Annotated in this window: 17 protein-coding genes; 5 read left to right on the top strand and 12 right to left on the bottom strand. The window is 63.2% G+C overall.

Annotated features, from left to right (window positions below; translation table 11 throughout):
- A complete protein-coding gene (locus J3489_RS23460; RefSeq protein ID WP_207002141.1) occupies window positions 1–765 on the bottom strand; it encodes a DUF899 domain-containing protein in 765 nt (254 codons plus the stop codon).
- Window positions 766–898: 133 nt separating this feature from the next.
- Between J3489_RS23460 and J3489_RS23455 the strand changes: the two genes are divergently transcribed.
- From J3489_RS23455 to J3489_RS23445, 3 genes are all read left to right on the top strand, one after another.
- The gene (locus J3489_RS23455) at window positions 899–2119 is read left to right on the top strand and encodes a helix-turn-helix domain-containing protein (protein WP_207002139.1); all 1221 of its coding nucleotides are present in this window, start codon (window positions 899–901) and stop codon (window positions 2117–2119) included.
- A 27-nt stretch (window positions 2120–2146) separates the two neighbouring features.
- Entirely contained in the window at window positions 2147–2779 is a 633-nt protein-coding gene (locus J3489_RS23450; protein ID WP_207002137.1) for a Vgb family protein, read from the top strand.
- 173 nt (window positions 2780–2952) lie between these two features.
- Entirely contained in the window at window positions 2953–3399 is a 447-nt protein-coding gene (locus J3489_RS23445; RefSeq protein ID WP_207002135.1) for an SRPBCC family protein, read from the top strand.
- 326 nt (window positions 3400–3725) lie between these two features.
- Here J3489_RS23445 and dbpB (J3489_RS23440) read toward each other — a convergent pair whose 3' ends face one another.
- The 6 genes from dbpB (J3489_RS23440) to J3489_RS23415 form a co-directional block, all read right to left on the bottom strand.
- Entirely contained in the window at window positions 3726–4802 is a 1077-nt protein-coding gene (gene dbpB / locus J3489_RS23440; RefSeq protein WP_207002132.1) for a DGQHR domain-containing protein DpdB, read from the bottom strand.
- Complete coding sequence (dpdA, locus tag J3489_RS23435) at window positions 4799–6094, bottom strand: tRNA-guanine transglycosylase DpdA (protein WP_207002130.1); 1296 nt, start codon at window positions 6092–6094, stop codon at window positions 4799–4801. Before dpdA ends, dbpB (J3489_RS23440) begins: the two co-directional genes overlap by 4 nt.
- Entirely contained in the window at window positions 6091–7212 is a 1122-nt protein-coding gene (gene dbpB, locus J3489_RS23430; RefSeq protein WP_207002128.1) for a DGQHR domain-containing protein DpdB, read from the bottom strand. Before dbpB (J3489_RS23430) ends, dpdA begins: the two co-directional genes overlap by 4 nt.
- A gap of 7 nt (window positions 7213–7219) precedes the next feature.
- Window positions 7220–7441, bottom strand: coding sequence for a hypothetical protein (locus tag J3489_RS23425; protein WP_207002127.1), 222 nt, complete (start codon window positions 7439–7441; stop codon window positions 7220–7222).
- 239 nt (window positions 7442–7680) lie between these two features.
- Complete coding sequence (locus J3489_RS23420) at window positions 7681–8160, bottom strand: hypothetical protein (RefSeq protein ID WP_207002124.1); 480 nt, start codon at window positions 8158–8160, stop codon at window positions 7681–7683.
- Window positions 8161–9046: 886 nt separating this feature from the next.
- The gene (locus J3489_RS23415; protein ID WP_207002122.1) at window positions 9047–9505 is read right to left on the bottom strand and encodes a hypothetical protein; all 459 of its coding nucleotides are present in this window, start codon (window positions 9503–9505) and stop codon (window positions 9047–9049) included.
- A 266-nt stretch (window positions 9506–9771) separates the two neighbouring features.
- On the opposite strand from J3489_RS23415, the gene J3489_RS23410 reads away from it, so the two are divergent.
- Both J3489_RS23410 and J3489_RS23405 read left to right on the top strand, forming a co-directional pair.
- Window positions 9772–9915: a hypothetical protein gene (locus J3489_RS23410; protein WP_207002119.1), complete on the top strand. Its 144-nt coding sequence runs from the start codon at window positions 9772–9774 to the stop codon at window positions 9913–9915.
- A 9-nt stretch (window positions 9916–9924) separates the two neighbouring features.
- Entirely contained in the window at window positions 9925–10263 is a 339-nt protein-coding gene (locus J3489_RS23405) for a cyclic-phosphate processing receiver domain-containing protein (RefSeq protein ID WP_207002117.1), read from the top strand.
- 41 nt (window positions 10264–10304) lie between these two features.
- Here J3489_RS23405 and J3489_RS23400 read toward each other — a convergent pair whose 3' ends face one another.
- From J3489_RS23400 to J3489_RS23380, 5 genes are all read right to left on the bottom strand, one after another.
- On the bottom strand, window positions 10305–11936 hold the full coding sequence (locus J3489_RS23400; protein WP_207002115.1) for an ATP-binding domain-containing protein: 1632 nt from the start codon (window positions 11934–11936) through the stop codon (window positions 10305–10307).
- A gap of 125 nt (window positions 11937–12061) precedes the next feature.
- Window positions 12062–14206, bottom strand: a complete 2145-nt coding sequence (gene recD / locus J3489_RS23395) for an exodeoxyribonuclease V subunit alpha (RefSeq protein WP_207002113.1) — start codon at window positions 14204–14206, stop codon at window positions 12062–12064.
- On the bottom strand, window positions 14203–18042 hold the full coding sequence (recB, locus tag J3489_RS23390) for an exodeoxyribonuclease V subunit beta (protein WP_207002111.1): 3840 nt from the start codon (window positions 18040–18042) through the stop codon (window positions 14203–14205). Before recB ends, recD begins: the two co-directional genes overlap by 4 nt.
- On the bottom strand, window positions 18039–21677 hold the full coding sequence (recC, locus tag J3489_RS23385) for an exodeoxyribonuclease V subunit gamma (protein WP_242540235.1): 3639 nt from the start codon (window positions 21675–21677) through the stop codon (window positions 18039–18041). Before recC ends, recB begins: the two co-directional genes overlap by 4 nt.
- Window positions 21678–21747: 70 nt before the next feature.
- Complete coding sequence (locus J3489_RS23380; protein WP_242540234.1) at window positions 21748–22581, bottom strand: SIR2 family NAD-dependent protein deacylase; 834 nt, start codon at window positions 22579–22581, stop codon at window positions 21748–21750.
- Window positions 22582–22672: the final 91 nt, after the last annotated feature.

Here is a 22672-nt window from a genome sequence, read left to right as displayed (position 1 = left end):
TCAGCGCTTGCCGTACTCGTCGTGGCGGCGCCACCAGAGGCCCGCCTCGTTGCGCCCCTTGGGCGCGCGGTCGAGCCACTGGTACATGCCCCAGAGGCCGTCGAGTCCGCGCGCGTAGGTGGAATACGCGTGGTAGACGACGCCGTCTTCGAGCACGAACGCGCTCATGCCGGGCCGATCGCGCGAGTAGGTCGCCGCATCCGTGCCGCACGTGGCCGCCATCTGAGCGACGGGTTCCGGGGGCGGCGTCATGTCCATCGCGTGGCCGCCGCGCTCGTAGTTGTATTCGACTCCCCCTGCGCGCTGCTGCTCGTCGGTGTACGCGACGTTGAAGTCGAAGTTGAAGTCGCTGCCGGCCGAGGACGCCCAGGGAAACGTCCAGCCCATCCGCTGCTTGTAGGCCTGCAGCTTCGCGAACGGCGCGCGCGACACCGCCATCAGCATGACGTCGTGGTTCGCGAGGTGGACGGCGAAGCCGTCGAACCCGTCCGCGATCGACGAGCACGACGGACACCCCGCCGTGTAGTCGGGCCCGAACATGAAGTGGTAGACGAGAAGCTGCGAGCGCCCTTTGAAGAGGCCCGCCAGCGAGGCGCTCCCTTCGCCGGTCTCGAACCGATAGTCCTTGTCGACCCGGACCCACGGCAGCGCCTGACGCCGCCGCGCCAGCTCGTCGCTGCGCCGCGTGAGCTCCTTCTCCGCGGCGAGCAGCTCGATCCGTGCGGCCAGCCACGCTTCGCGTGTTCCTGTGAGGTGAGTCGTCATCGTTCGTCCCTCCTTTGAAAGTCCTTCGTCGACCGGTTCGTTCAGCGCCCGGCGCGGCGAGTGGGTTGATGTTGTGAGATAGACTAGTTCCGGACCTCGGAACGGAGGGAGTGACAAGTGTGGCGGGATTCGGATGGACTCGCTGATCACGGCCGCGGCGCGCGCGCTTGCGGCGGGTGATCCCCTCGGCGCGCTGAAGCGCGTCGCCCTGCGCGACGACGCGCCCGCGCTCGCGCTGCGCGGCATCGCGATGGCGCAGCTCGGCGATTTCGTGCGGGCGAAAGCGCTCGTGCGAAGCGCGGCGCGCGCCTTCGGCACGAAAGAGGCCGTAGCCCGTGCGAGATGCATCGTCGCCGAAGCCGAGATCGCGCTCGCGTCGCGCGACCTCGGCTGGCCCGCCAAGACGCTCGACGCCGCGCGGGCGACGCTCGAAGCGCACGGCGACCGCGCGAACGCCGTGCATGCGAGGTATCTCGCAGTCCGGCGCCTCCTGCTGGTCGGGCGCCTCGACGAGGCCGAGCGGACGCTCGACGCGCTCGCCCCCGCGCCTCTCCCGCCTGCGTCGCGAGCTGTCCACGAACTGGTCGTCGCGGGGATCGCGATGCGGCGTATCCAGACGAAGACGGCGCGCGCGGCGCTCGAACGCGCCGAGTTCGCCGCGCGTCATGCCGGCATCCCCGCGCTGAGCGCGGAGGTCGAAAACGCATCTCGCGTTTTGAACACGCCCGCGGCGCGCCTGATTGCGCGCGGCGAGGAGCGGCTGATCCTGCTCGAAGAGGTCGAAGCGTTGTTTGCGACGAACGCGCTCATCGTGGACGCGTGCCGCTATGTCGTGCGCGACGCGGGCACGGTCGTCTCGCTCGCGAGGCGTCCGGTGCTGTTCACGCTTGCACGCGTGCTCGCGGAAGCCTGGCCGCAAGACGTGCCGAGAGACACGCTCGTCGCCCGCGCCTTTCGCCTGAAGCTCGCCGATGAATCGCACCGCGCGCGATTGCGCGTCGAAGCCGGGCGGCTGCGCAGCGAGCTGCAGGCACTGGCCGGCGTGAGCGCAACGCAGCGCGGGTTCGCGCTGGAGCCCTGCGACGCACGCGAAGTCGTCGTGCTGGCGCGGCCCGTCGAAGAAAAGCATGCGGCGGTGCTCGCCTTCCTCAGCGACGGCGAATCGTGGACGAGCTCGGCCTTGGCGCTCGCGCTTGGAGCCAGCCAGCGCACCGTGCAGCGCTCACTCGACTCGCTGGCGGAGGCAGGCAAGGTGCAGTCGTTCGGGCGCGGACGGGCGCTCCGCTGGATGACCCCGCCCGTGCCGGGATTCGCGACGACCTTGTTACTCCCCGCTCCGCTGCCGGGCGATTAGGATGAGACGCTTCACTAGGGAGGCATCATGAAACGATCAGCGGCGGAAGTCGTTCGCGAATATGGCCCCTTCCCGGGTGTTGAAAGGGTGAATGGGGTCACCTATGACGGACAGCAAGTCTGGTTTGCCACCGGCGACAAGCTGGAGGCCCTCGATCCCGCGAGCGGAAAGACGCTGCGCTCGATCGACGTCGCCTCGCATGCGGGCACGGCCTTCGACGGCCAGCACCTGTTCCAGATCGCCGAGGATCGCATCCAGAAGATCGATCCGACAACCGGCCAGGTGCTCGCCACGATTCCGGCGCCAGGTGGCGGCGGTGATTCGGGGCTCGCATGGGCCGAAGGGACGCTCTGGGTGGGAGAGTATCGCGAGCGGAAGATCCATCAGGTCGATCCGCAGACAGGAGCGGTGCTTAGGACCATCGAATCCAACCGCTTTGTCACCGGGGTCACCTGGGTCGAGGGCGAACTCTGGCACGCCACTTGGGAAGGCGACGAGAGCGAATTGAGGCACATCGATCCGCGCACCGGGGAGGTGCTGGAGAGTGTCGAGATGCCGTCGGGAATCGGTGTGTCGGGGCTCGAGTCGGATGGAGGGGATCAGTTTTTTTGCGGGGGTGGGAGTAGTGGGAAGGTGAGGGCTGTGCGGCGGCCTAGGTGAGGCGCTGCGGCGAGTGGCGGTGCCGGGCGGGCTGCTGACTTTACGAGCACGTGATCGAAGCGGCGGTGTCTGAAGCGGCCCCGACGATTTGAACGGCGGTGTGTCGATTTCGATCCGCGACGTTCGTCGTGTAGGATCAGAGGGCCGTTCCTCTGCTTTCGGAGATCATCACCATGTCTACCAACACTATTCGGCATCATCGTGTCTTGCGTTCGACGCCCGAGCGCATCTACCGCGCGTTCCTGGACGCCGACGCCATGGCCAAATGGCTTCCGCCGAACGGATTTACCTGCAAGGTTCATCACTTGGAGGCGAAGGTGGGTGGCAGCTATCGGATGTCGTTCACGAACTTCACCACGGGCAGTGGACACTCGTTTGGCGGGGAGTATCTCGAGTTGGTGCCAAATGAACGCATTCGGCACACGGATCGATTCGATGATCCGAATTTGCCGGGGGTGATGGAGACGACGGTGGCTTTGAGGCCGGTGGTTTGCGGGACGGAGTTGACCGTCGTGCAGGAAGGGGTGCCTGAAGCTATTCCGGTCGAGGCCTGTTATCTCGGGTGGCAGGAGTCGCTGGCTTTGCTCGCGTTGCTGGTGGAGGCGGAGATTCGAGAGTAAAGGCTGGCTAGTGCGCAAAAATTGAATAGGGTTACAGGTAAAACACCTGTGACCCTATGAATCCGTTGGGCGGAGGAGGATCGGACAATCCTGCAGAGGCTTGCGCGACGGGCCGAAGAGTTTTTCCTCCTTGTGAAAATGCCCCCACAAGGAGGCTTTAGGCACACACACTTCAATGTGCCATCAAACTCTAGACCCAACGGCAACTGAACGATAGTCTTTCTTGGATCATTTCGGACAGTTCGTTGAGGTACCCCTGCGAGACAGGTTGTCGAGTCCTGCCCGCCTGAAAAAACCAATGCGTTGGTTTTCACGGTGCACCTCAATTACGAGTTGGTAGCTTCGCGTGGCTTGCGCAGCGCGCGCTTCATAGAGCGAAGGAGGTAATTGGTCAGCAGGCCGATGTCGCTCGGCGTATTCTGGATTCCGTTCCACGGCCGCTCGTCATACGGCGCCAGGCGCCACTGACCGCTCGTCCACGCAGTGAATTCCTTCAGCAGCTTGAGACCGCCCTCAAATTCTGCTCGGGTCGTCGCACCCTCCTTGGAATAGAGAAACTCCATCACGAATCCCATTGCCACGATGCCAGCACCGTGACGCAAGCGGGACGTCTTCGGGCTCATACCAATCCATTCACATCCAAAGACAACCGCTACGGCCTCGAAGAAGGCATTAACAAATTTATACGCTCGATCTTCAAATTCGCCATCCTTGATGAACTCGCGAATGGCGCCGTCAGAGGTCGAGTTCATCACAAGCTTCTGCATTGCCGTATCGCTCAATAGGCCTTTGGGATTGGTATGCTGACGAATTTCGCCATATAGCGCAGAACCGCGAGTGAAGTTCAGGCGATCGACAATGCGTGCGGCAAATTTTCGTGCGGTAAATCGTTCCGGTAAGCCCCCGACGTTTGGCAGCAGTTCGTAAATAAGTGTCTTAGGCAGCGGACGGATGTTGTTGATCAACACAAACTGCTGACGCAGTTCGTTGTAGTCCTTGCAGATAAGTGCGGAGACGAATACCTGGAAGCCAGGCTTCGCAATTCCCGAAAGCGCACTTAGCCGCTGCTGGCCATCCACTACGAAACCGGGTTTGCCACCGTCGACCTTTATCTCGATGTCCACGACACCATCGCCCTTGTCCTTAACCTTGACACCACCGATAAAAGCCACAAGGAGCGCGTTCGGTAGAAGAGCGTCATCACGCCGCAGATAGTCTCGAATCTCTTTGATATGCGAGGCGATCTGGTGGCGTTGGAATCCACGCAGCTGACCGCCTTCTTCTCGGCCCGCGCGCTCGATTTCAGCGAAACTCCAGACCTGTCCGGGAGTCGCCGCAAACGTGAAGACATCACGCTCGGGGGCCTGCGATGCACGAATCGCCTTGAATCGATAAATACTCACCGGTGATTCTCAAGCGTCCGTCGTACGTGTTTGTGATAAACGCCCAAATTGTGAAACCCACGACGCTTGTTCCGGTTGCTCGACCGGAAGATGATGACTTCGACACCTGCTTTGCTACAGATCGGGCAACGGCAACGTTTCCAAGGGGCCTCATCAAGCGTGCGCTCGACCAACGCACGCATTTTATTGAGTTCCATTTCATGCTTTTCAATGGGGAGGCCGTCTCCTAGCGTAAGAAACTGCTGGTAGTCAATGATTGCGTCGAGAGCCCGTATGGCTTTTCCTCCGCCGCTATCGAACTTTCGCAACGCACTCAGCGCCTTCTGCTCCCGCTTCTGAAGATCTTCAGCATTAAAAATTCCGCGTTTGATACCCTGCATTAGGCGCGGGTTCGCGATAGCGTTTGGAATGCGGATGGCAGCGTAATAGTCCAGCCCCCCTTTGGGCGACTCGATGTAGTAGTTCGCCTTGGCATCCTTGAATGCCCGAATGAGCGGGGACGTCGAATCGAAACTGGTAATGCCGAAATTGATGAACTGTCCGATCGTGTCGGCCTTCGCAAACCCGAGTAGATGTATGTTTGTTTCTGGCTTGATAGCATCACGCAATGCTTCAAGCACCTGCTTGATGGCATCAACCTTCAACGGAACGAGCCCCCCGATCGCCAGATAGCGATAACCCATTTTTTCGAGTCGCACAGCGGCTTCAGCCATGCTCACAGGGGACCAGCCCTGGACAGCCCCTAGTGGTTCAAACGGATAATTTTCTGCCTTCGTCAGGCGCAAAAACTCTTCGGCATTTGCGAGTGTAATGTCAAAGCGTTCCACAACTCCAGGTGCCACTGCACTGGACGGCGGATTATCCGTCAGGCAATCGAAGATGATATGGTCAGGCGATACGCCGTGGGTGAAACCCGCCTCCGAGTAGAACTCAACGACCTCCTGTGGCGGATAGGCAGGAGTCTTACTGTTGGCATAAGCAAAGGCACCGCAGTCGCCGAGGACCATCGTATCCTTAAACTTTGGCCCGCCGTATCGAAGAAACTTACGGACGCCATCTCGCAGCATGCGCTGCTCCTCGGCTGTCGTATATTTCACTTTGGAGTTGTCTACGCCGGCTGCATGCCGGACAGCACTCATCGATACGAGCAGTCCGTCATACGGCGAAGGCGTCATGAGTTCGTGCGCGTACATGTCGTCCCAGTAGCGCCGCCGACCGGGAGAATATGCATCGTTTATAAAGTCGTACCCCGGATCAACGTAGTCCTGGGTATCGGAATAAAGAAATTTCATCGTTTGATAGTACTGCTATACACTTGAACCAATGCGTCCTGAAGCTTTCGGATATCCCGGCGCGTGTTCTGGATTTCGTTCCAAGCGAGTCCGGGCGACTCCCAGGTGCCTTTAGTCCAGCGGCACGCGGACGCCACTTTTTCGAGCTCCCTGCGCACTGTCTTATAGTCTTCGCCGTGCCCCGACAGACGGGCGTAGATTCGATCCATCAGCACACCCATTGCCTCGATGCCAGCCGAGTGCATCAAGCGACTGCGGCGCGGATCCGCGCCCCATGCTTCCGGAAATACGTCGCGCACAGCGGACCAGTAAGTTATAAGGACGTGGTACATGCCCTCAACATCTACGCCATCCCGGCCACTCGCTTTGTAGGGGGCGAGCGCACCCAGTGGATTGTTCATGCTGTTCCGGATCATGGCGATGACGGCCGTATCGGTGATCACGCTAGTCCTGCTGCCTTTCTCCGAGATGCGCTTGATCAGCTTGTGAAATGGAGATTCGGGGTCGCGATTGAGCAGGTTGCAGATCTCCGACGGTACCTTACGCGCGCTCAATTCACGGGGTAGAAAAATACTGCGGGGCTCGGGCAGCAGTTCATTAATTACCTGCGCCGGAAGCGGCTTGGCATTGTTGACCAGAATGAACTGCTCGCGCTGGATTTCCAGGCTGTCAGATACAAAACCAATAACCGGCACGGGAATGCTTTTGCTCCCTGTCTGCACCAAGGCAAGCGACCGCTGCTGGCCGTCAACAATCCGGGCAACCCGTTGACCTTCATCATAAACAGGAATCGTCAGGGTACCCGCTTGCGCAATTTTTTGGTCACCAGCCGGCTTCGCGCCATGAGCGGCGGCGAAATGAACCGCGGGCGACATGGCCAGGATGATCGCGCTCGGAAAAAGCACGGTCCCCTGGTCCAAGTAGTCGACGATGCCTTTCACATGCGAGCGGATCTCGGGACGCTGAAAGCCCTTGAGGTTACCTGACTCGTCGCATTCCACCCGCGAGATGTCTGCGATCTTGACGATGTCCGAGCCCTGAATGAAAAAGGCATAAACATCCAGTCCTTCGGCTTGGATCGTGCGCAACGCACGTATCACGATCTCTTTTCCGGCCATGGTGGTGTCAGCCCTTGTTGGCCAGATCTTGTTGAAAATGGCGCCACGGATTGCGGAACCGTGATCGCTCGCAGGCAACCAGTGCCTCGTCGCGCAGATATCGAAGCAATCGTGATGCTCCGTCAAACCGATCCCAGTTTTTCCGCAGAAGAGCCAGAATCTCGTTGTCAGTTTTGCGTTCACGCACGGGAATAACTGGCTTCTTTAGTGCAAGCATTGCTGCCAGCACGGCAGTCCTCGCATCTTCAGTCGAGAGTTGATGCGCGGACAATGACTCAACGAAATGGCAGAGGGCGCTCGGGGAAACTCGGTACCCGTAACCTCGTGCGCAGACCTGACACTCGATACCATGTTGCGTATGCACAGGGAGCGTTGATAGACTCGCGGGCCATGAACTTGAGCGTGCGCACACCGTCAGACCGACCATCGTCTTTGCCCAGTATGCGTCATCGTTGAACACAACCTAACTCATGCCGGGTTCAAGAGCGGCTTTAATCCAAAGACAGCCCCGGACCTAGTCCTGATCTCCAATTCATACGCCTGTTTGCTCGTATCGACGAGGGCAAATTGATATTCGAAATGGCGATGTATGTACGCCTTGGTAAGACGATCCAGCGTATTTTCACCCGTAGCAAATTCCCGCAATTCTTCCAGCCCCAACCTTGGGAAGACCGTTGGAAGGATCAGTCGATTGGCAACATATACGCAAAACTGATTGCCACTTAATCGCCCAGACGCGTGACTTTCTAATCGGGTAACTAACCCATACCTCTTCTTTTGTGCCAATTGTACCTTCTCAATCTCTCTTCCTGACATACCAGCATATATGAACGTGTCGTCATGCCAAATAGCATATACGCCGGCAGCGACCGGAGGAATTCCAGGATTGGGCCAATCCGAGAATCTGTATCGCCGCGAGAATTCGATATTGTTTTGACGCGGGCTCATACAGTTGCCTGCCCCCCGCACTCCTGCAACGGAACACGAAAGGTAAGGTAGTGAAATGGTATCCGTTGCGCGGCCTGGATCATGGTTTTCGTCCCATTGTTATCACAGTGTCTCGCACTTCGCCGATCTTCTACGCCCTTGAAAACGCTGAAGTAACAGAGGAAGTACGCTGCCAATGTGTTATCGACCGGCGTCGGGAAAAGTTAAGTGCAGCTAGAAAAATCCGAGCGTATTCGGCCACATGCCTGCAAACACTCTCTCAGGTGAAGCCCTTCCAACAAAAATTGAGCCAGCCTCCAACTTATCCGGACGCGCACAATTTGTAAGGATTGGAATGTGAAGCGCGAGAGACCACCTTTGCGCTCGTTTCAGTTGCGAGCGTCGGCCGGGACATTCTCAAGGCCGGTTTTTCTGGCTGAGACGGTCATTGAGCCGGCGTAGAGGTCACACCTCCGCCACGATCCTCTCCTACCTTGAATGTCCACGGCTTTTGATGTACCGATTCGATTGTCAGCCGAGGAACCATCAAAGCATTGTCATGCCGAACATGAGTGTGCTAAACCAGATGGGCACAATTGCTGCGCCAGGATTTCAGGATCGGTACGAGGGGCTAGCCCGTCCAGCACGCGCTGGAGTCTGCGCAACTGTCCGCGCTGAATGCCCTGGGTCGACGCAACCTGCAGCACGCGGTAACGCCAATACGCCGCCCCCATCACCGGCGCCCGACACTCGGCGGCGACGGCAACTTCAAGATGCGCAATAGCTGCATCGAGGTTCTGGATTGTGTATGGACTCGCGCTTCGGGTGCCTAAATCAGTCTTCGCGTTCGGCGTCCTCACGTCGCTTTTCCGCCTTGAACCAGCGGCCTTTGGGCTGCCGCCGGCCGTCAAGACCACGTCGGCCCCCAACAGCACGCAGACGACAGTTCGATACGAATGCCATCGATCTCGAGCAACCGGTCCCAATTGCCATTCAGACAGCCTTCGTGGAGTTCACGAAAGAGTCGGCTGCCGCGCAAATCGGAAAGCGGGGGCGGCAGTGAGACGGACGTTCCGTCCTCTGTCGCGCCTGAGACGGTCGGGTCGCTGCGCAGCAGTTGGCCGCAGTTCAACACCGCGACGACCGCTTCGTCATCCGAGGCATGAGAGCAGCAATAGACAAGGACTCGTTCACGCACGCGGCGGACCTTGCCCACCCCACGCGCCGAAGTTGACGTGTGGTGGCTTGAAAGGCCATTACGACAGACGACTGGGTTCATCTGGCTGGCAACCGCGCTGATCCACCGTTCTGCGCGCGCCAGCCGGACATACAGCGTTCGAAGCCGTGCAAGTTCGCGCACGTTCATAGCGCAAGGTGTCCGGCTTTGACATATCGACTCGGTCATTCTTATCTCATGGGGTACGCACGATGCCGAGATCTTGCGAGCGCATTAGGACATTCCGTGTCCCGTCTCGCGGACCTTCACAACCCACGTGAGCGCTCTACCCCTTACCCTTAGTCGGACACCAAATGTCCCAAAGCTAATTTATTTTTCTGATCGGTGCCGGCGAGTCACGCCAGATGACCAGCCCGTGCCGAACCCTTGACCAATCCATATGGAGTCGCACCAGCATGCTAAGCAACAACTCACCGCTCGAAAGCCTCGCCGCATTCGCCATTACGTTCGCGGTTGGCGTGTTGTCGACCGTCGCATTGGGGAAATACATCGAGAAGGTACGTCGTGACGCAATCACCGAATCGACACGTGCATCGTGATCGGGACGCATGACAGCCCACCAGTACAAGCTGTTTATCGACGACCTCCGCGAGACCCCGTCGCCGGGCTGGGAGGTCGCTCGCACGTCAGCGCAAGCCATTGCGCTGTTAGAGAGGCGCGGCTGTCCGTCTGAGATTTCGTTCGACCACGACCTCGGCGGCGAAGATACGTCGATGGTTGTGGTCAAACGGATGATAGAAATGGACCTAGACGCGGGTGGTCAATTCATTCCCGAACACTTCACATTCGCGGTCCACAGCGCGAACCCCGTCGGCAGAGACAATATCAATGGACTCTTGCTCGCCTATTTGCGCCACCGTGCGCGACGCAACGAGCCACCGCTTTGACGGAGTCGATAATTGACAGACTGGCGCTCGAATCGATGACGCTAGAGTCGTGCCGTCACTTCGCGTGCTGCGCGCTCCGACATGACGAGCATCAGCTTCATCGTTGCACGAGTAGCCCCGACGAACAGGCGACGCAGTATTCCATCGTCCATCGTTTCAAAGTCGATCTCGGTCAGCACGACACAAGGCGCGCACTGCCCCTTGAAGCGATAGACGGAATCGAACAGGAGATCGCCGACACGGTACACGGGCAGTCCTTCATTGTCGTAACGTCCGGTGAAGCTCCTGAGCCGATATTCGCCGATGCGCTCGAGCGCGGCCAGCGCCGATCGCTCTCGCCCCTGTAAAGTCAGCACGGCAATGTCGGCGGGACGAAAACCCGCTGCCAGCGCCGCCGAGATGGCCTCCCCCGTCGCATGCTCCGCCGTGTCGGCAGCGTAAGAGAAACCCTCGACACCCGAGTCGGCGAACGGGCTAGCCGCCTCGGCATTCAATGTGCCGCCCGCGAGCAGTTCGATCACCTTCAGGATGTCACGCGGTGTGCGATAGTTGGCCGATGCCCGCACCTCCACCCACCCGGGCAGCGTCACAGGGGCCCGCAGATAGAGGTTTTGCATCGGGTCTTCGAGCCACCACCAGCGGGCATCGGGAGCCAGCAGCCGCTCAAGCGCGATGACCCATTCCTGCTGGAAGTCTTGCCCTTCATCGACGATCAGCACGTCGTATTTCAGATGCGCCGGCACTTCGCAAGTCGCAAATGCCGCTTCCAGCCGAGAGAATGCGCCGGGTTCGCTGAAATCGACGTCCGTGCCGAGCGCCTTCAGCGACGTGGCGCAGAGCTGGTGGTAGCTCATGACCGCGGCGCCCTCAGGCGCAATCGCGCGCAGATGATCGGCCAGGGGCCGGTTGAAGCAAACGTACAACGTGTGTCGCCCCGCAGCCACTGCGTCCTGCATCACGCGAATGGCAAGCTGAGTTTTTCCCGAACCAGCCGTGCCAATCACCCGCAGCCGGAAAGGCTGGAATTCGATGTTGCGCGCCCAGGTCGCCAGCCCCTCGGAAATGCGGGTCGTGAGCTTCGCCGACTCGCCCACCATCGCGCCAACATCGGGCGTGAGCGACAGCTCGTTCGAGAAGAAAGCGTGCAACTTGCCCGCGCAAGGCAACGGCGGCTCGTCTGCCGGCAACGCACGTTCGATGACCGCCGCCAGGCTGGCGCGACGTGATGCATCGACGATCCGTGCCGGGTTGACGCCAGCAATCGACGGATTCCGGATCGTGTAGTCCGGACAATACAACAGCTCCTCGATGCGGAATCCGTCCGCGCCGAATACGGCGGACAACCGGCCGTAAAGGCTGGAGACGGTTCGCTGGATCTGCGCGCCCACCGCCTTGCGCTTGTTCGAATACGCCTTGACGAGACCGTCTGCGGTCTCCTCCAGAAAACCGGACTTCTGTTCGATGACCATCACACGCCCCGCGGGGCTGACGACCACGAAGTCGGCTTCGCCAAAAATCGAGAACCCGCTGCGAAGCCGCGTCCAGTGCACGCCGTGATAAACGCAATAGGCATCAGGCAAATTCTCGCGCAGCATCTCGAGCGTTTCGATTTCGCGCTGCGCGGCGCCGGTGACCGCCGTGTGCGTCCAGCCGCTGGGAAAGATCTGCGCCATGCGTGGGCCAATGAGGAAGAGAACGGCGGGTGCTTGGCCCCCGCCGCACGGGCAGACGGATTCTAAGGGATCGAAAGTGATCCGTGTCGCCCGGCATGCCCCTCGTCGGCTCGATCGATCCGCGTCTACTCCCGCATACCGAGTCCCGCAAGCAGCCCGCTTGCCCGCCGCACCTTTGCGTTTACGGCCTGCTCCAGGATTGCCTTGCCCTCGGGAACAGCCAGCGTCAGGAATTCACGCGCGCGCGTGATGCCCGTGTAGACGAGTTCACGCGTCAGAATCGGACTGAACGTATCGGGCAGAATCAGCGCCGCATGCGTGAACTCGGAGCCTTGCGACTTGTGCACGGTCAGCGCAAATACCGTCTCCACCGCCTGCAGACGGCTTGGCAGCACCCACTTGATACCGTCCGAGCCGTCAGCGGCCGGGAACGCGACGCGCAGCGCCCCGCGGCCGTCCGCACCGCCCGGCACTTCGAGAGTGATCCCGATGTCGCCATTCATCAGCCCGAGCTCATAGTCGTTACGTGTCACGAGCACCGGCCGGCCCGGATACCATTCGTTGCGCGCGTCGATCAGACCCGCTTCGTGCAGATGCCGCGCGATCTGTTTGTTGAGCCCCTCGACGCCCCACGGCCCGCGGCGCACCGCGCACAGCAGTTGGAAGGCGTCGCGAGCCTCCAGCACTTGCGCGGCCCACGTATCGAACGCAGCCGGACCGGCGTCGCGAGCCGGCTCGCGCTTGTGCATCGTCTCGAGATAGTGGCGGTAGCCGCGTCGCTTCTCGCCGGCTGCCGGGCCAGTACCGCCGTGGCCGTCGATCACGAGCGTCTTGAACGACGCGTCGTACGGTGCCGGACAGGTCACCCAAGCGAGGTCCGCGGGCTGCTTACCCAGTACTTGCGCGACGCGGTCGGCTGCGCCTTCGTTGACGCATGCGGCCAGCTCGCCGATGCCGCTTGTCGACGAGAACCGGTAGCTTCGCCGTAGCATCGCGGTCGCCTGATCGAGGTCCGTGCCGTCCTCATCGAGCAGCGCTTCATCAAAGCGCTCGCCCGTGGCCGCCTGCAGCCAGTCGCGCGTCGCCGGTGTGTAGTGCCCCTTAGTGGCGCGCTCGCATAGTTCGCCGAGAACGGCGCCCGCCTCAACCGACGCGAGCTGATCCTTGTCGCCGAGCAACACCAGACGTGCCGAGGCCGGCAGCGCGTCGAGCACCGCCGCCATCATCTCGAGATCGACCATCGATGCCTCGTCGATCACCAGCACGTCGACCGGCAGCGGATTGCTCGCATTGTGGCGGAAGCGCCTACTATCGGGGCGCGTGCCGAGCACGCGGTGCAGGGTCGTCACGACCGTCGGAATCGCCGCGCGCACCGCCGCACCGTCGGGCAGGCTTTTCACGGGCAAGTCCGCCACCGCGCCCGCGATCGATTCGTTCAAGCGCGCAGCGGCCTTTCCCGTCGGCGCAGCAAGCTTGATCCGCAGCGGCCGCGCGCGCCGCGTCCCTTCGACACTGCCGGCGCCGCGCGTCAATGCGATCGCCTGGAGCAAGGCGAGCAGCCGCACGACGGTGGTGGTCTTGCCCGTGCCCGGGCCGCCCGTGATGATGCTGAATGCGCTGCGCGCGGCCAGCGCGCACGCGAGCTTCTGCCAGTTGGCACCCGAGCTGCCGGCGTCCCGCGCAGGAAACAACGCATCGAGCGTGGCCCGCACGGCGTCGGTGTCGAGCAACGCGGCCTGATCTCCCGACGCGCGCAGACGCTGCTCAATGCCGGCGCACACATCCTGCTCGTATTGCCAGTAGCGGCGCAGGTACAGGCGCGTTCCTACGAGCACGAGCGGCGTGTCGCCTGCACCCGAGCTTACCAGCGCCGCATGGTCGAGCGTCGCGAGCCATTGTGCGAGATTCACGTCGGCGAGAATCTCGGCGGGGGCGCGCATCGGCGCATCGGTGAGCCCGTCGAGGGTGCCGTCGGGTGGCAGCGACAACGCAAAGGCGGGATCGTCGAGGGTCGCCCGCAGATCCAGGCACGCATGCCCACGGCCGAGCTGATGGCTCGCCAGGGCCGCCCCCAGGATCAGCAGCGGAGCGGCGTCCGGCGCCTCCCGCGTCAGGAAGCGGGCGAACGCGGCATCGAGCGCGCGCAACCAGCTGTGCTCGACCCAGTCGTCGAGCATGCCCAGCATCGGCTGTGCGTCAGCAGCTTCGTTCGTGCGGCGCGCGGTCGTCGCGGCGACAGCTCCAATCGGTTCATTGACACGCGTCGTCATGCCGGATCTCCCACGATTTCCTCACCGCTCTCTCGATGCGAGAAGCGCACATCCAGTGCTTCGATCAATGCGCGTGGCGGCCGTTCGATATGCGACCCCTGACTGGGGGCGTGGCTGCCGCGCAGGAACAAGTAAACCGCACCGCCCACATGGCGGTCGTAGTCGTAATCGGGCAACCGCGCCTTCAGCAATCGATGCAGCGCGAACAGGTACAACACGTACTGAAGCTCGTAGCGCGAATGGAGGATCTGCGCGCGCATCCGTGCCGGCGTATAAGCGGCATCGTCGGGGCCGAGCCAGTTCGACTTGTAGTCCGCGACGTAGTAGCGGCCATCGTGCTCGAAAACGAGATCGATGAAGCCCTTGAGCATGCCATTGAGCTGCGCCGGCTCGAGCGCGGGGCGCGCGGAGCCGTCGAGCGTCATCTCGCAGACAACGCGGTCGAGCGCCTGCGCATCGACTTCGTGCGCCGCCACCCAGAACTCCATCTCGGGCGTGTATGACTTCAGGTCGGAGAGGATGACGGGCGCGGTCGGCTCGCCATTCAGCGCAGGCAGGCGCAGCGGATCGCGTAACAGCGCCAGCAGCCATTCGGTCAGCGGCTCGATCCAGCGTGCCCAGCCGCGCAGGCTGCAGCGGCGCGCGATCGTATCGCGCGCCAGTTCGGGGTGCGCTGCGAGTGTGGCAAAGCCCTCGTTCGCGGCCCATTCCATCAGCTCGTGCAGGAAGCTGCCGGCATCCGCGCCGCGCGGGAAGCCGTGCAGCGTCTGCGCCGCCGGCGCATTCCCGAATGCTGCGCTTGCAAGCTCCCATGTCGCGCCATATCCATCGGTTGTCTCGGCGTCTGCGAGCTCGCGATGGACATCCTGGGCCCGAGTGTCCGGCACGCGTTGCTCATCCGTCTGCGCCGCGGCGAACGTGCTGGCGACCCCATGAGCGGCATCGCCGCCGATCACACCGTCGACCTTGCGCAGGCTCGAGTAGCTGGCGATCCACCAATGCTCGCGCACGCGCCGCTCCAACGTCCGCGCGGCACCGCGCTCGACTTGCGCATCGCGAGCTGCAAACGTCTCGTCGCTTGCTGGTGGAGCCTCGCAGACGTCGATGCAGGTCAGGTCGCCCCGCAACGCACCGAGCAGCTCGCCCAGCGCGTCCGGTGCGATCGCCTCGCCGCCGGCGAGCAGATAACCGAGCGCGCTTGCCTCGACGCCCTGGATCGGCGCCAGGCCGATCCAGGTTGCGAACTGAGCCCGTGTGAGCGCCACGTAGAGCTTGCGCAGGTCTTCGGCGAGTCGCTCGCGATCGACCTGCGGCAGAACGGACGCATCGTCGAGCGTCACCTGCAACTTGCCAGTCTCGTCGTGCCACTTGAGTGGCATATCGGTCGCCTTCGCCGGACGGAAGTTGCACGCGAACGGCAGGAACACCAGCGGGTATTCGAGCCCTTTCGATTTGTGAATCGTCACGACCTGCACCAGACCGGCGTCGCTTTCGAGCCGGACCTGCTGGGCATCGCTGCCCGCGCTGGCGGAGCCCTCGGCAAGCGCCTCGTCCAGGTAACGAATCAGCGCATGCTCACCGTCGAGCTGCGTGCTCGCCTGTTGCAACAGCTCGGCCAGATGGAGCAAGTTCGTCAGCACCCGCTCGCCGTTCACCGCGGCGCCGGCGGTGCGTCCGATCAGGCTTTGGGGGATTTGAAAATCGTGAAGCAGCTGGCGCAGCATCGGAAGCACACCCTTGCTGCGCCAGTAGTCGCGATAGCCGCGGAACTGCAGGACGCGGTTTTCCCATTCAATTTCGTCATGCGTGAGCGCATCGAGATCAGCCCAGCTAAGACCGAGCGTCGCCGTCGCGAGCGCGGCACGCACGAGGCGCCCGTCATCGGGCTCCGCGCACGCGGCCAGCCAATGCCGCAATTCAAGCGCCTGCTCGGTCGCGAACACCGAGTCGCGGTCCGACAGGTAGACGCTGCGCACGCCGCACTCGGCAAGCGCCGCTCGGATCGCGCGCGCTTCGCTGCCGTTGTTGACGAGCACGGCCATGTGCGCAGGTTGCAACGCCTTCGCGCCACGCGTGCCGACGAAGCCCGCCTCGCCTTTCTGACCGAGGTTCAGGAGTCGCACCATCTCCGTGGCGCAACTCGCTGCCATCCCGCGCAGGTACGCGTCCTTGGCGAGTGGCTTGCCGCCTTCCACCGGCGGCTGCCACCAAGCGGTCAGCGCGGGCAACTCGACACCCTTCGCCTTGAGCGTCTCCTTTCGGCCTTGCGCGTCGGCAGCGACGAACGGCAGCGGATTCTCATCGTTACCGCCGATGCGGAACAGGAACGCCCCCTGCCCCTCGGGCCTCGCTTCGGCGGCCGCGAAGCAGCGATTGACGGCGGCCACCATCGCAGCCGTCGAGCGAAAGTTCTTCTTCAGCGTGAAGAGCCGACCCGCACACGCGCGGCGGGCCGCCAAATAAGTGAAGATGTCGGCACCGCGAAATGCGTAGATCGCCTGCTTCGGATCGCCGATCAGGACGATCGCCGTCTCTTCGTCGTTCTCTTCAATGCGATAGACGGCATCAAAAATCTCGTACTGCACCGGGTCCGTGTCCTGGAACTCGTCGATCAGCGCAACCGGGTATTGCCGGCGGATGATCTCGGCCAGGCGCGTACCGTTCGCGGAACGCAGCGCGTCACGCAGGCGAGTCAGCAAATCGTCGAAGCCCATCTGCGAGCGCTTGCGCTCCTCTGCCGTGAAACGCGCCGCCACCCAATGCGCCGCGTGGCAAAGCAGGTCGTGGTATGCCGTCGGCTGCGCCGCCAGCGCCGCGGGCAACGCCTCCATGGCGTCGAGCGCCGGGTGCGTCGGCGGCTCGCCCGTCTTCCAGATCTCCGCGAGCCCGGCGTAGGTCAGGCGGGTCCAGACCGCCGCATCGTCGGCGAACGCAGGCCTGACCATCAGCGGATCGCCTGCCCAGGCGCGCAGCTTCTCGAGCCAGTTTTGACAGTGGGCGCGATTCAGGCGCTGCGCATTGAACAGCTTCTTCTCTCGCGCATCCTCGAGAAGTGCGTGAAGCTCGTCGCACCATGCGGTCCAGTTTTGCTTCAGGTGAGCCAGGTGCGCGCGTTGCGCTTCACGCGCCGTCTTCAGCGACTGTTCGGGCGCCGGCGCCTGCGGGAGCAGGTCTGCATGGCCGATCAGGCCGCCGATGTTGGACTGCAGCGCATGCGGGCTCCTGAACCATTGGCGCACCTCTTGGGCCGACTCGGCATCGAGCGGCGCCAGAAAGGTTCGCCAATAGTCGCGCACGACCTCCGCGCGCAGCGCGCTCTGATCCGTTTCGAGAGTCTGCGAAAACAAGCTGTCGCTGTCGAACGCGTGCTCGCTCAGCATCCGGTTGCACCAGCCATGAATCGTGGAGATTGCCGCCTCGTCCATCCATTCGGCGGCCAGCTCCAGCCGGCGCGCACAGGCTGGCCAATCGTCCGGCGCATATTCGGCGCGCAAGTCAGCCAGCAGGTCGACGCCTGCCTCGCGCGCGTCGGTCTCGTTCGGATTGGCGCGGAACGCCTCGGCGGCTTCCACCAGGCGTGCGCGGATCCGCTCGCGCAGTTCCTTGGTCGCCGCATCAGTGAACGTGACGACAAGGATTTCCGGCGGCGTCAACGCACGCGCGCTGCCCGCCTCGCCGTCGTGTCCGAGGACAAGGCGGACATACAGCATCGCGATCGTAAAGGTCTTGCCGGTGCCCGCGCTCGCCTCGATGAGGCTGCTGCCGCGCAACGGAAAGCGCAGGGGATCTAGCGCCGCGATAGCGCCGCCCGTGGTTGTCGTGAGGTCTTCGCTCATTGGGCCTCTCCCCCCGTTTTTGAGCTGTTCTTCGTCTTGGTCGACGCCGGAATCGCAAGATGGAGCGGCAGCAGCAGTTCAATCGCAAGCTGCTCGAATTCGCCGCTCGCGGCCAGCGCCTCGAAATCCGGGTACACGCGATGCAGATAGGCGTTCGATGCGCACTCGCCCGATTGCCAGGCCGTGCCCTCGTAGGTGGCGCGGGCCGCCTCGCGCGCCTCCGCCAATGCGCCGGCATCCGCCCTCCAGTGGTCGTTGCCGGTCTCGCCGTCAGCGACATCCACGCCGGCGCTCGCTTGCGGCCGCTTGCCGAGCCAAGCGAATGCGGCGTTCACCGCGAGCGGCAGCGGCCTGCGCACGCCCTCATCCCAGGCGCGCAGCAACGCAAGCAACGCTGCACGCGCGTCTTCCTCGGTCAGTGGCTCCAACTCGACGCTGCCCACCTTACTGACCACCACCGTCGTCACCGGGCCCGCAGCCAGTTGCGCGGCCAGATGGGCGACCCAATGCACGATCACCTTGTCGCGACGGTACTTGTTGTCCTTGACGAGCGAGCTAGCCTCCAGGATCACGCGGCCGCGCGCGCCTTGTGCATCGGTCCGCACGTCGACAATCCAGTCTTCGAGCGAACGCTCGCGTCCGTCGATCGTGGCATCGAGACGTAGCTCGTGCTGCGCTTCGTCGGGCGTTTGCGGCCAGCGTGCGAGCGCTGCGCGATAGCGCTCGAACAGGTCGGACATCGGCTCCATCAATGCGTCCCCGAGCAGCTCGCCGAATCCGCCGGCCGCAAGGTCGCCGCTGCGATGCATGCGCGCCAGTCGGGCCTGCGCGGCCGGCAGCACATCGTCAACGCCGCGCTCGAGCGCCGCCGTCTGCGCGCGGATCAGCTCGCTTTGCAATTGCCACGACGTGAGGCCGTCGAGATCGAATGGCTCGTCGTTTTCGCTCGCCATCGCATCGGTCTCGAACGCCACCCGCAGACGCTGCCGGAAGAAGGACTTGATCGGGTCGCGCAGGAAGTCCGTCAGCTCCCGCACCGACAACGGTTCGACGCGCTCGAGCGGCGAAAGCGGACGAAACGCGGCCCCCATTCCGGGTTCAGCTTGATCGCCCGCGCTCGCTTCGCGCCATTCGCTTGCGAAGGTGAAAAGCTTCGACTCAGCAGGATCCGCAGGGAAATATTCGGCGCTGAACGGCTGCAACCGGTGCACGACCGTCAGCGCGTCGAGAAGCGCATCGGGCTTATCACTCTCGTCCCCCGCCAGATGCCAGCCGGCCGACAGATGCTCGCGCAACTGCCCGACCAGCACCGACGGTGGGCGAGGCGTGTTGTCCGTGACGCTGCGCCCGACCCACGACACGTGCAGGTGCTCGCGCGCCGACAACAGCGCCTCGAGGAACAGGTAGCGGTCGTCCTCGCGGCGCGACCGGTCGCCGGGCCGGTAGCTCTGTCGCATCAGGTCGAAGTCGAGCGGCATGCGGGTGCGCGGGTAGTCGCCGTCGTTCATGCCGAGCAGACAGACGTGACGGAACGGAATCGCGCGCATCGGCATCAGCGTCGCGAACGTCACGGCGCCCGCGAAGAAGCGTTGCGACAAGCTACCTTCGTCAAGCTGCGAGAGCCAGTGATCGGCGACGATCGACAGCGGCAGGGCGTCGGTCAGGGCCGCGTCGTCGCAGGCGTCGTGCCAGGCTTCGAGCGCAGCATCGAGACGGTCAAGCGTGTAGGCATCGTCGCTGTCGACGGGCGCGAAGAACCGATTCTTGAGTTCGCGCAGTCGCCGGCACCATGCCTCGACTGTCGCCGGCCCGCGCAGTGTCCGCCACGTCTCGTCGAGCGCGTCGACTAGCCGAGTCAGCGGCCCCAACAGCGCCGCGTCGAGTCCGCCGATTTCGGCGAAGGGCTCAATGCCCTGCCAGGCGTCGGACTTGTCGCCCACCGCGTAGCCGAGCAGCATCCGGCGCAGGCCGAACGCCCAGCTGTTCGGCGCGTCATCGTTGCCGGCCCTCGGCAGATCGAGGCTCGCTCGCTGCTCGCCATGCAGCCCCCAACGGATGTTGGCGCCGCCTATCCAGTTGTGCAGCTTCGGGAGATCGTCCGCGGCAATGCCGAAGCGCGCGCGTAACGCCGGCACTTCGAGCAGATCGAGCACGTCGCTTGCCGTGACCCGCGATTGCGGCAACGCAAGCAGCGTCTCGAGCGCGCCGAGCAGCGGATCGAAGCTGCGCTGCCCCCGGTCCGCGACGCTGAACGGGATATAGCGCGGATCGCTGATGTCGAGCAGGCCGAACACTGCCTGGATATGCGGTGCGTACGTCTCGATATCCGGCACCATCACGATCACGTCACGCGGACGCAGCATCGCATTGCCAGCAAAGGCGGCCAGCAACTGATCGTGCAGGATCTCGACCTCGCGCTGGGCACTGTGCGCGATGTGAAAGCGGATCGACCGGTCCTCGCGCGGATCAACCGCGGGCCAGCGTTCGCGCGTTTCGACGAGCGTCCGTAGGTCGCGAATGTCGTCCTGCAGCTGCTGGAGCATCGTCGCCGTGCTGTCGCTTTCGAACAGATCGATGCGCTGGCCGATGCTCGCGAAGCGCGACGCGTAGTTATCGCGGGCCGCATCGCTGTCGAACTCATCGAGCAGGCCAATGAAGTCTCGCCCCTGCTTGCCCCAAGCCGCCAGTAGCCGGTGCGCATGCAGGTGCAGTTGCGCCTCGTCCACGATCGCTGGCGCTCCCTCGCGGCGGCGCTGGCGCGAGCGTGTGGCGCGCAACAGATCCTGATCGGCAACGATGTCCGCCCAATAGTGGGCGCACGGGTTGTGCACGCACATCAGCACCTGGGTAAAGCGCGCGAGCGCGGCCAGCACCTCCAGCGATTGCAGCGGCAGGCTCGAAATCCCGAACACGATGACCCGGCGCGGCAGGCCTCGCGGCTGCTCCCCCTCGGGCAAGGCGGCGGCGCGCCGCATGAACTCCTGATGCACGGCCGCGCGGCCGGCCTTCGATGCGTCGATGCCAGCAGGTCCATGCAGGCCGACATCGTCGAGCAACGCGCGCCACAACGCCGCCTGCCAGCGATGCTCATCCGGCAGCAGGGACTGCGCGTCGCGCGCGTCGATTAGCACGTCCTCGCCGCCAGACCAGCGCGCGAGCCAGTCCGCGCGATAGACCTGGTACTGGTCGAACAGGTCGGCCACACGCTGCGCGAGCTGGAAGCGCTTGCGCTGATCGTCGTCGTGCGCCATGAAACGCCTGAGCGGGGCGAACTCAGGCTGGTCGAGCAGCGACGGCAAGAGGCGCGTCAGCCGCCAGACAAGGCGCGACTTGTCGAACGGGGAGATGTCCGGCACCGCGTCAGCGCCCAGGACCGCGCGATAGACCTGCCAGAGGAAGCGCGCCGGCAGCGACAGGTCCAGCGCCGCTGAAATGCCGCAACCGCCGTGGCCTGGGTCGGCCGCGAACGCTAGCTTCAGCCACTGCGCGATGCCGTTGCTCTGCACGAGGATCACTTCGTTCTCGAGCGGCGCCAGCGGGTACTGCCTGATCCATTCAAGCATCAGGTCGCGCAGGCGCTCAGGCTGGTTGCCGTGGATCAGCATCAGCCCGGCGGGAAGCGGTTGTGTCGTCAAAGGAAGCTCCGTCAATCAGCAATCGAAGGCAGGCCGTCGGGGCGGACCAGCGCGCGTATGGATAGGTATGTTATGGGTAGCGTCCCAATGCGTCGTCGAGAAGCGTCAGCCCTTCAAGCGCGCCGGTTTGAATGCCGATGCCCAATGACGGATCGATTTGCGGCTCGCGCGGGTTGATCCGGATCACGCGCGGGCCGTGCCGCGTGCTGAAGCGCCGGACGGTCGACAATGCAGTGCCCGCGCCCAGTTCGACGACCACCAGCCGCGTAACCGATGCGAGCCAGCGTTCGAGACGTGCTTGCTGCGCGTCCGCGCGCGACGAGAGCCACTCGGCATCCCAGAACATCAGGATGTTCGGCCGCGCAACGGCGCCGCAAACCGGACATCGCGGCAGCTCGCTGGTGAGTCGGCACACTTGCGTGTCGACCTGCGGCACGAACGGGGCCGCCGACCAGATGGACGGCGAGCAGGGCTCGCAGCATTGCAAGTGGTGGATTGAACCGTGGCATTCGACGATTCGCCCCTCGGGGAATCCGGCGCGCTGGAACTGACCGTCCACGTTGCTGGTGAAGACGAAGGCACCGTGCGGCATGGGCTGCGCCCAGCGGATCAACGTCGCAAAGCCGGCGTGGGGGCGCGTTGCCCGATAGAGTTTGAGGCGATGGCCATAGAAGCCCCACGCCAGGCGAGGGTCCTCGCGAAACGTGCCCGGATTGGCCATCGACTGGAAATCGCGCTGGGCTGCGGCGAGAGCGGGATAGGCGCGCCAGAAACCCTCGTTGCCGCGAAAGTCCGGCAGACCCGAATCAACGCCCATGCCGGCGCCCGCTGTGATCAGCAGGCCGTTGGCTTCGCGCAGCCAGGTGGCGGCGGTTTGCAGGTCCGCCGGTTCCATCGGCATCATGTCGCCACTCCGGGTTCGTGGTTGGATGAATACCTGATCATCGCGGCCCCGCTTGATGAATGGATCGGATCTGTCGCGCAGTGTAAATCCC

The organism is Trinickia mobilis, assembly GCF_017315705.1.
Taxonomy (GTDB): domain Bacteria; phylum Pseudomonadota; class Gammaproteobacteria; order Burkholderiales; family Burkholderiaceae; genus Trinickia_A; species Trinickia_A mobilis.
The sequence above is the reverse complement of the archived record's forward strand: the minus strand, read 5'-3'. Positions and strand labels throughout refer to the sequence as shown.

Coding starts and splice junctions, on each gene's coding strand:
- J3489_RS23400 (WP_207002115.1), bottom strand. CDS start 11,936: ATGGCGCAGATCTTTCCCAGCGGCTGGACGCACACGGCGGTCACCGGC.
- J3489_RS23405 (WP_207002117.1), top strand. CDS start 9,925: ATGACAGCCCACCAGTACAAGCTGTTTATCGACGACCTCCGCGAGACC.
- dbpB (WP_207002128.1), bottom strand. CDS start 7,212: ATGGCCGGAAAAGAGATCGTGATACGTGCGTTGCGCACGATCCAAGCC.
- J3489_RS23450 (WP_207002137.1), top strand. CDS start 2,147: ATGAAACGATCAGCGGCGGAAGTCGTTCGCGAATATGGCCCCTTCCCG.
- recB (WP_207002111.1), bottom strand. CDS start 18,042: ATGAGCGAAGACCTCACGACAACCACGGGCGGCGCTATCGCGGCGCTA.
- J3489_RS23380 (WP_242540234.1), bottom strand. CDS start 22,581: ATGATGCCGATGGAACCGGCGGACCTGCAAACCGCCGCCACCTGGCTG.
- J3489_RS23455 (WP_207002139.1), top strand. CDS start 899: ATGGACTCGCTGATCACGGCCGCGGCGCGCGCGCTTGCGGCGGGTGAT.
- J3489_RS23410 (WP_207002119.1), top strand. CDS start 9,772: ATGCTAAGCAACAACTCACCGCTCGAAAGCCTCGCCGCATTCGCCATT.
- J3489_RS23420 (WP_207002124.1), bottom strand. CDS start 8,160: ATGAGCCCGCGTCAAAACAATATCGAATTCTCGCGGCGATACAGATTC.
- recD (WP_207002113.1), bottom strand. CDS start 14,206: ATGACGACGCGTGTCAATGAACCGATTGGAGCTGTCGCCGCGACGACC.
- dpdA (WP_207002130.1), bottom strand. CDS start 6,094: ATGAAATTTCTTTATTCCGATACCCAGGACTACGTTGATCCGGGGTAC.
- J3489_RS23415 (WP_207002122.1), bottom strand. CDS start 9,505: ATGAACGTGCGCGAACTTGCACGGCTTCGAACGCTGTATGTCCGGCTG.
- J3489_RS23445 (WP_207002135.1), top strand. CDS start 2,953: ATGTCTACCAACACTATTCGGCATCATCGTGTCTTGCGTTCGACGCCC.
- J3489_RS23460 (WP_207002141.1), bottom strand. CDS start 765: ATGACGACTCACCTCACAGGAACACGCGAAGCGTGGCTGGCCGCACGG.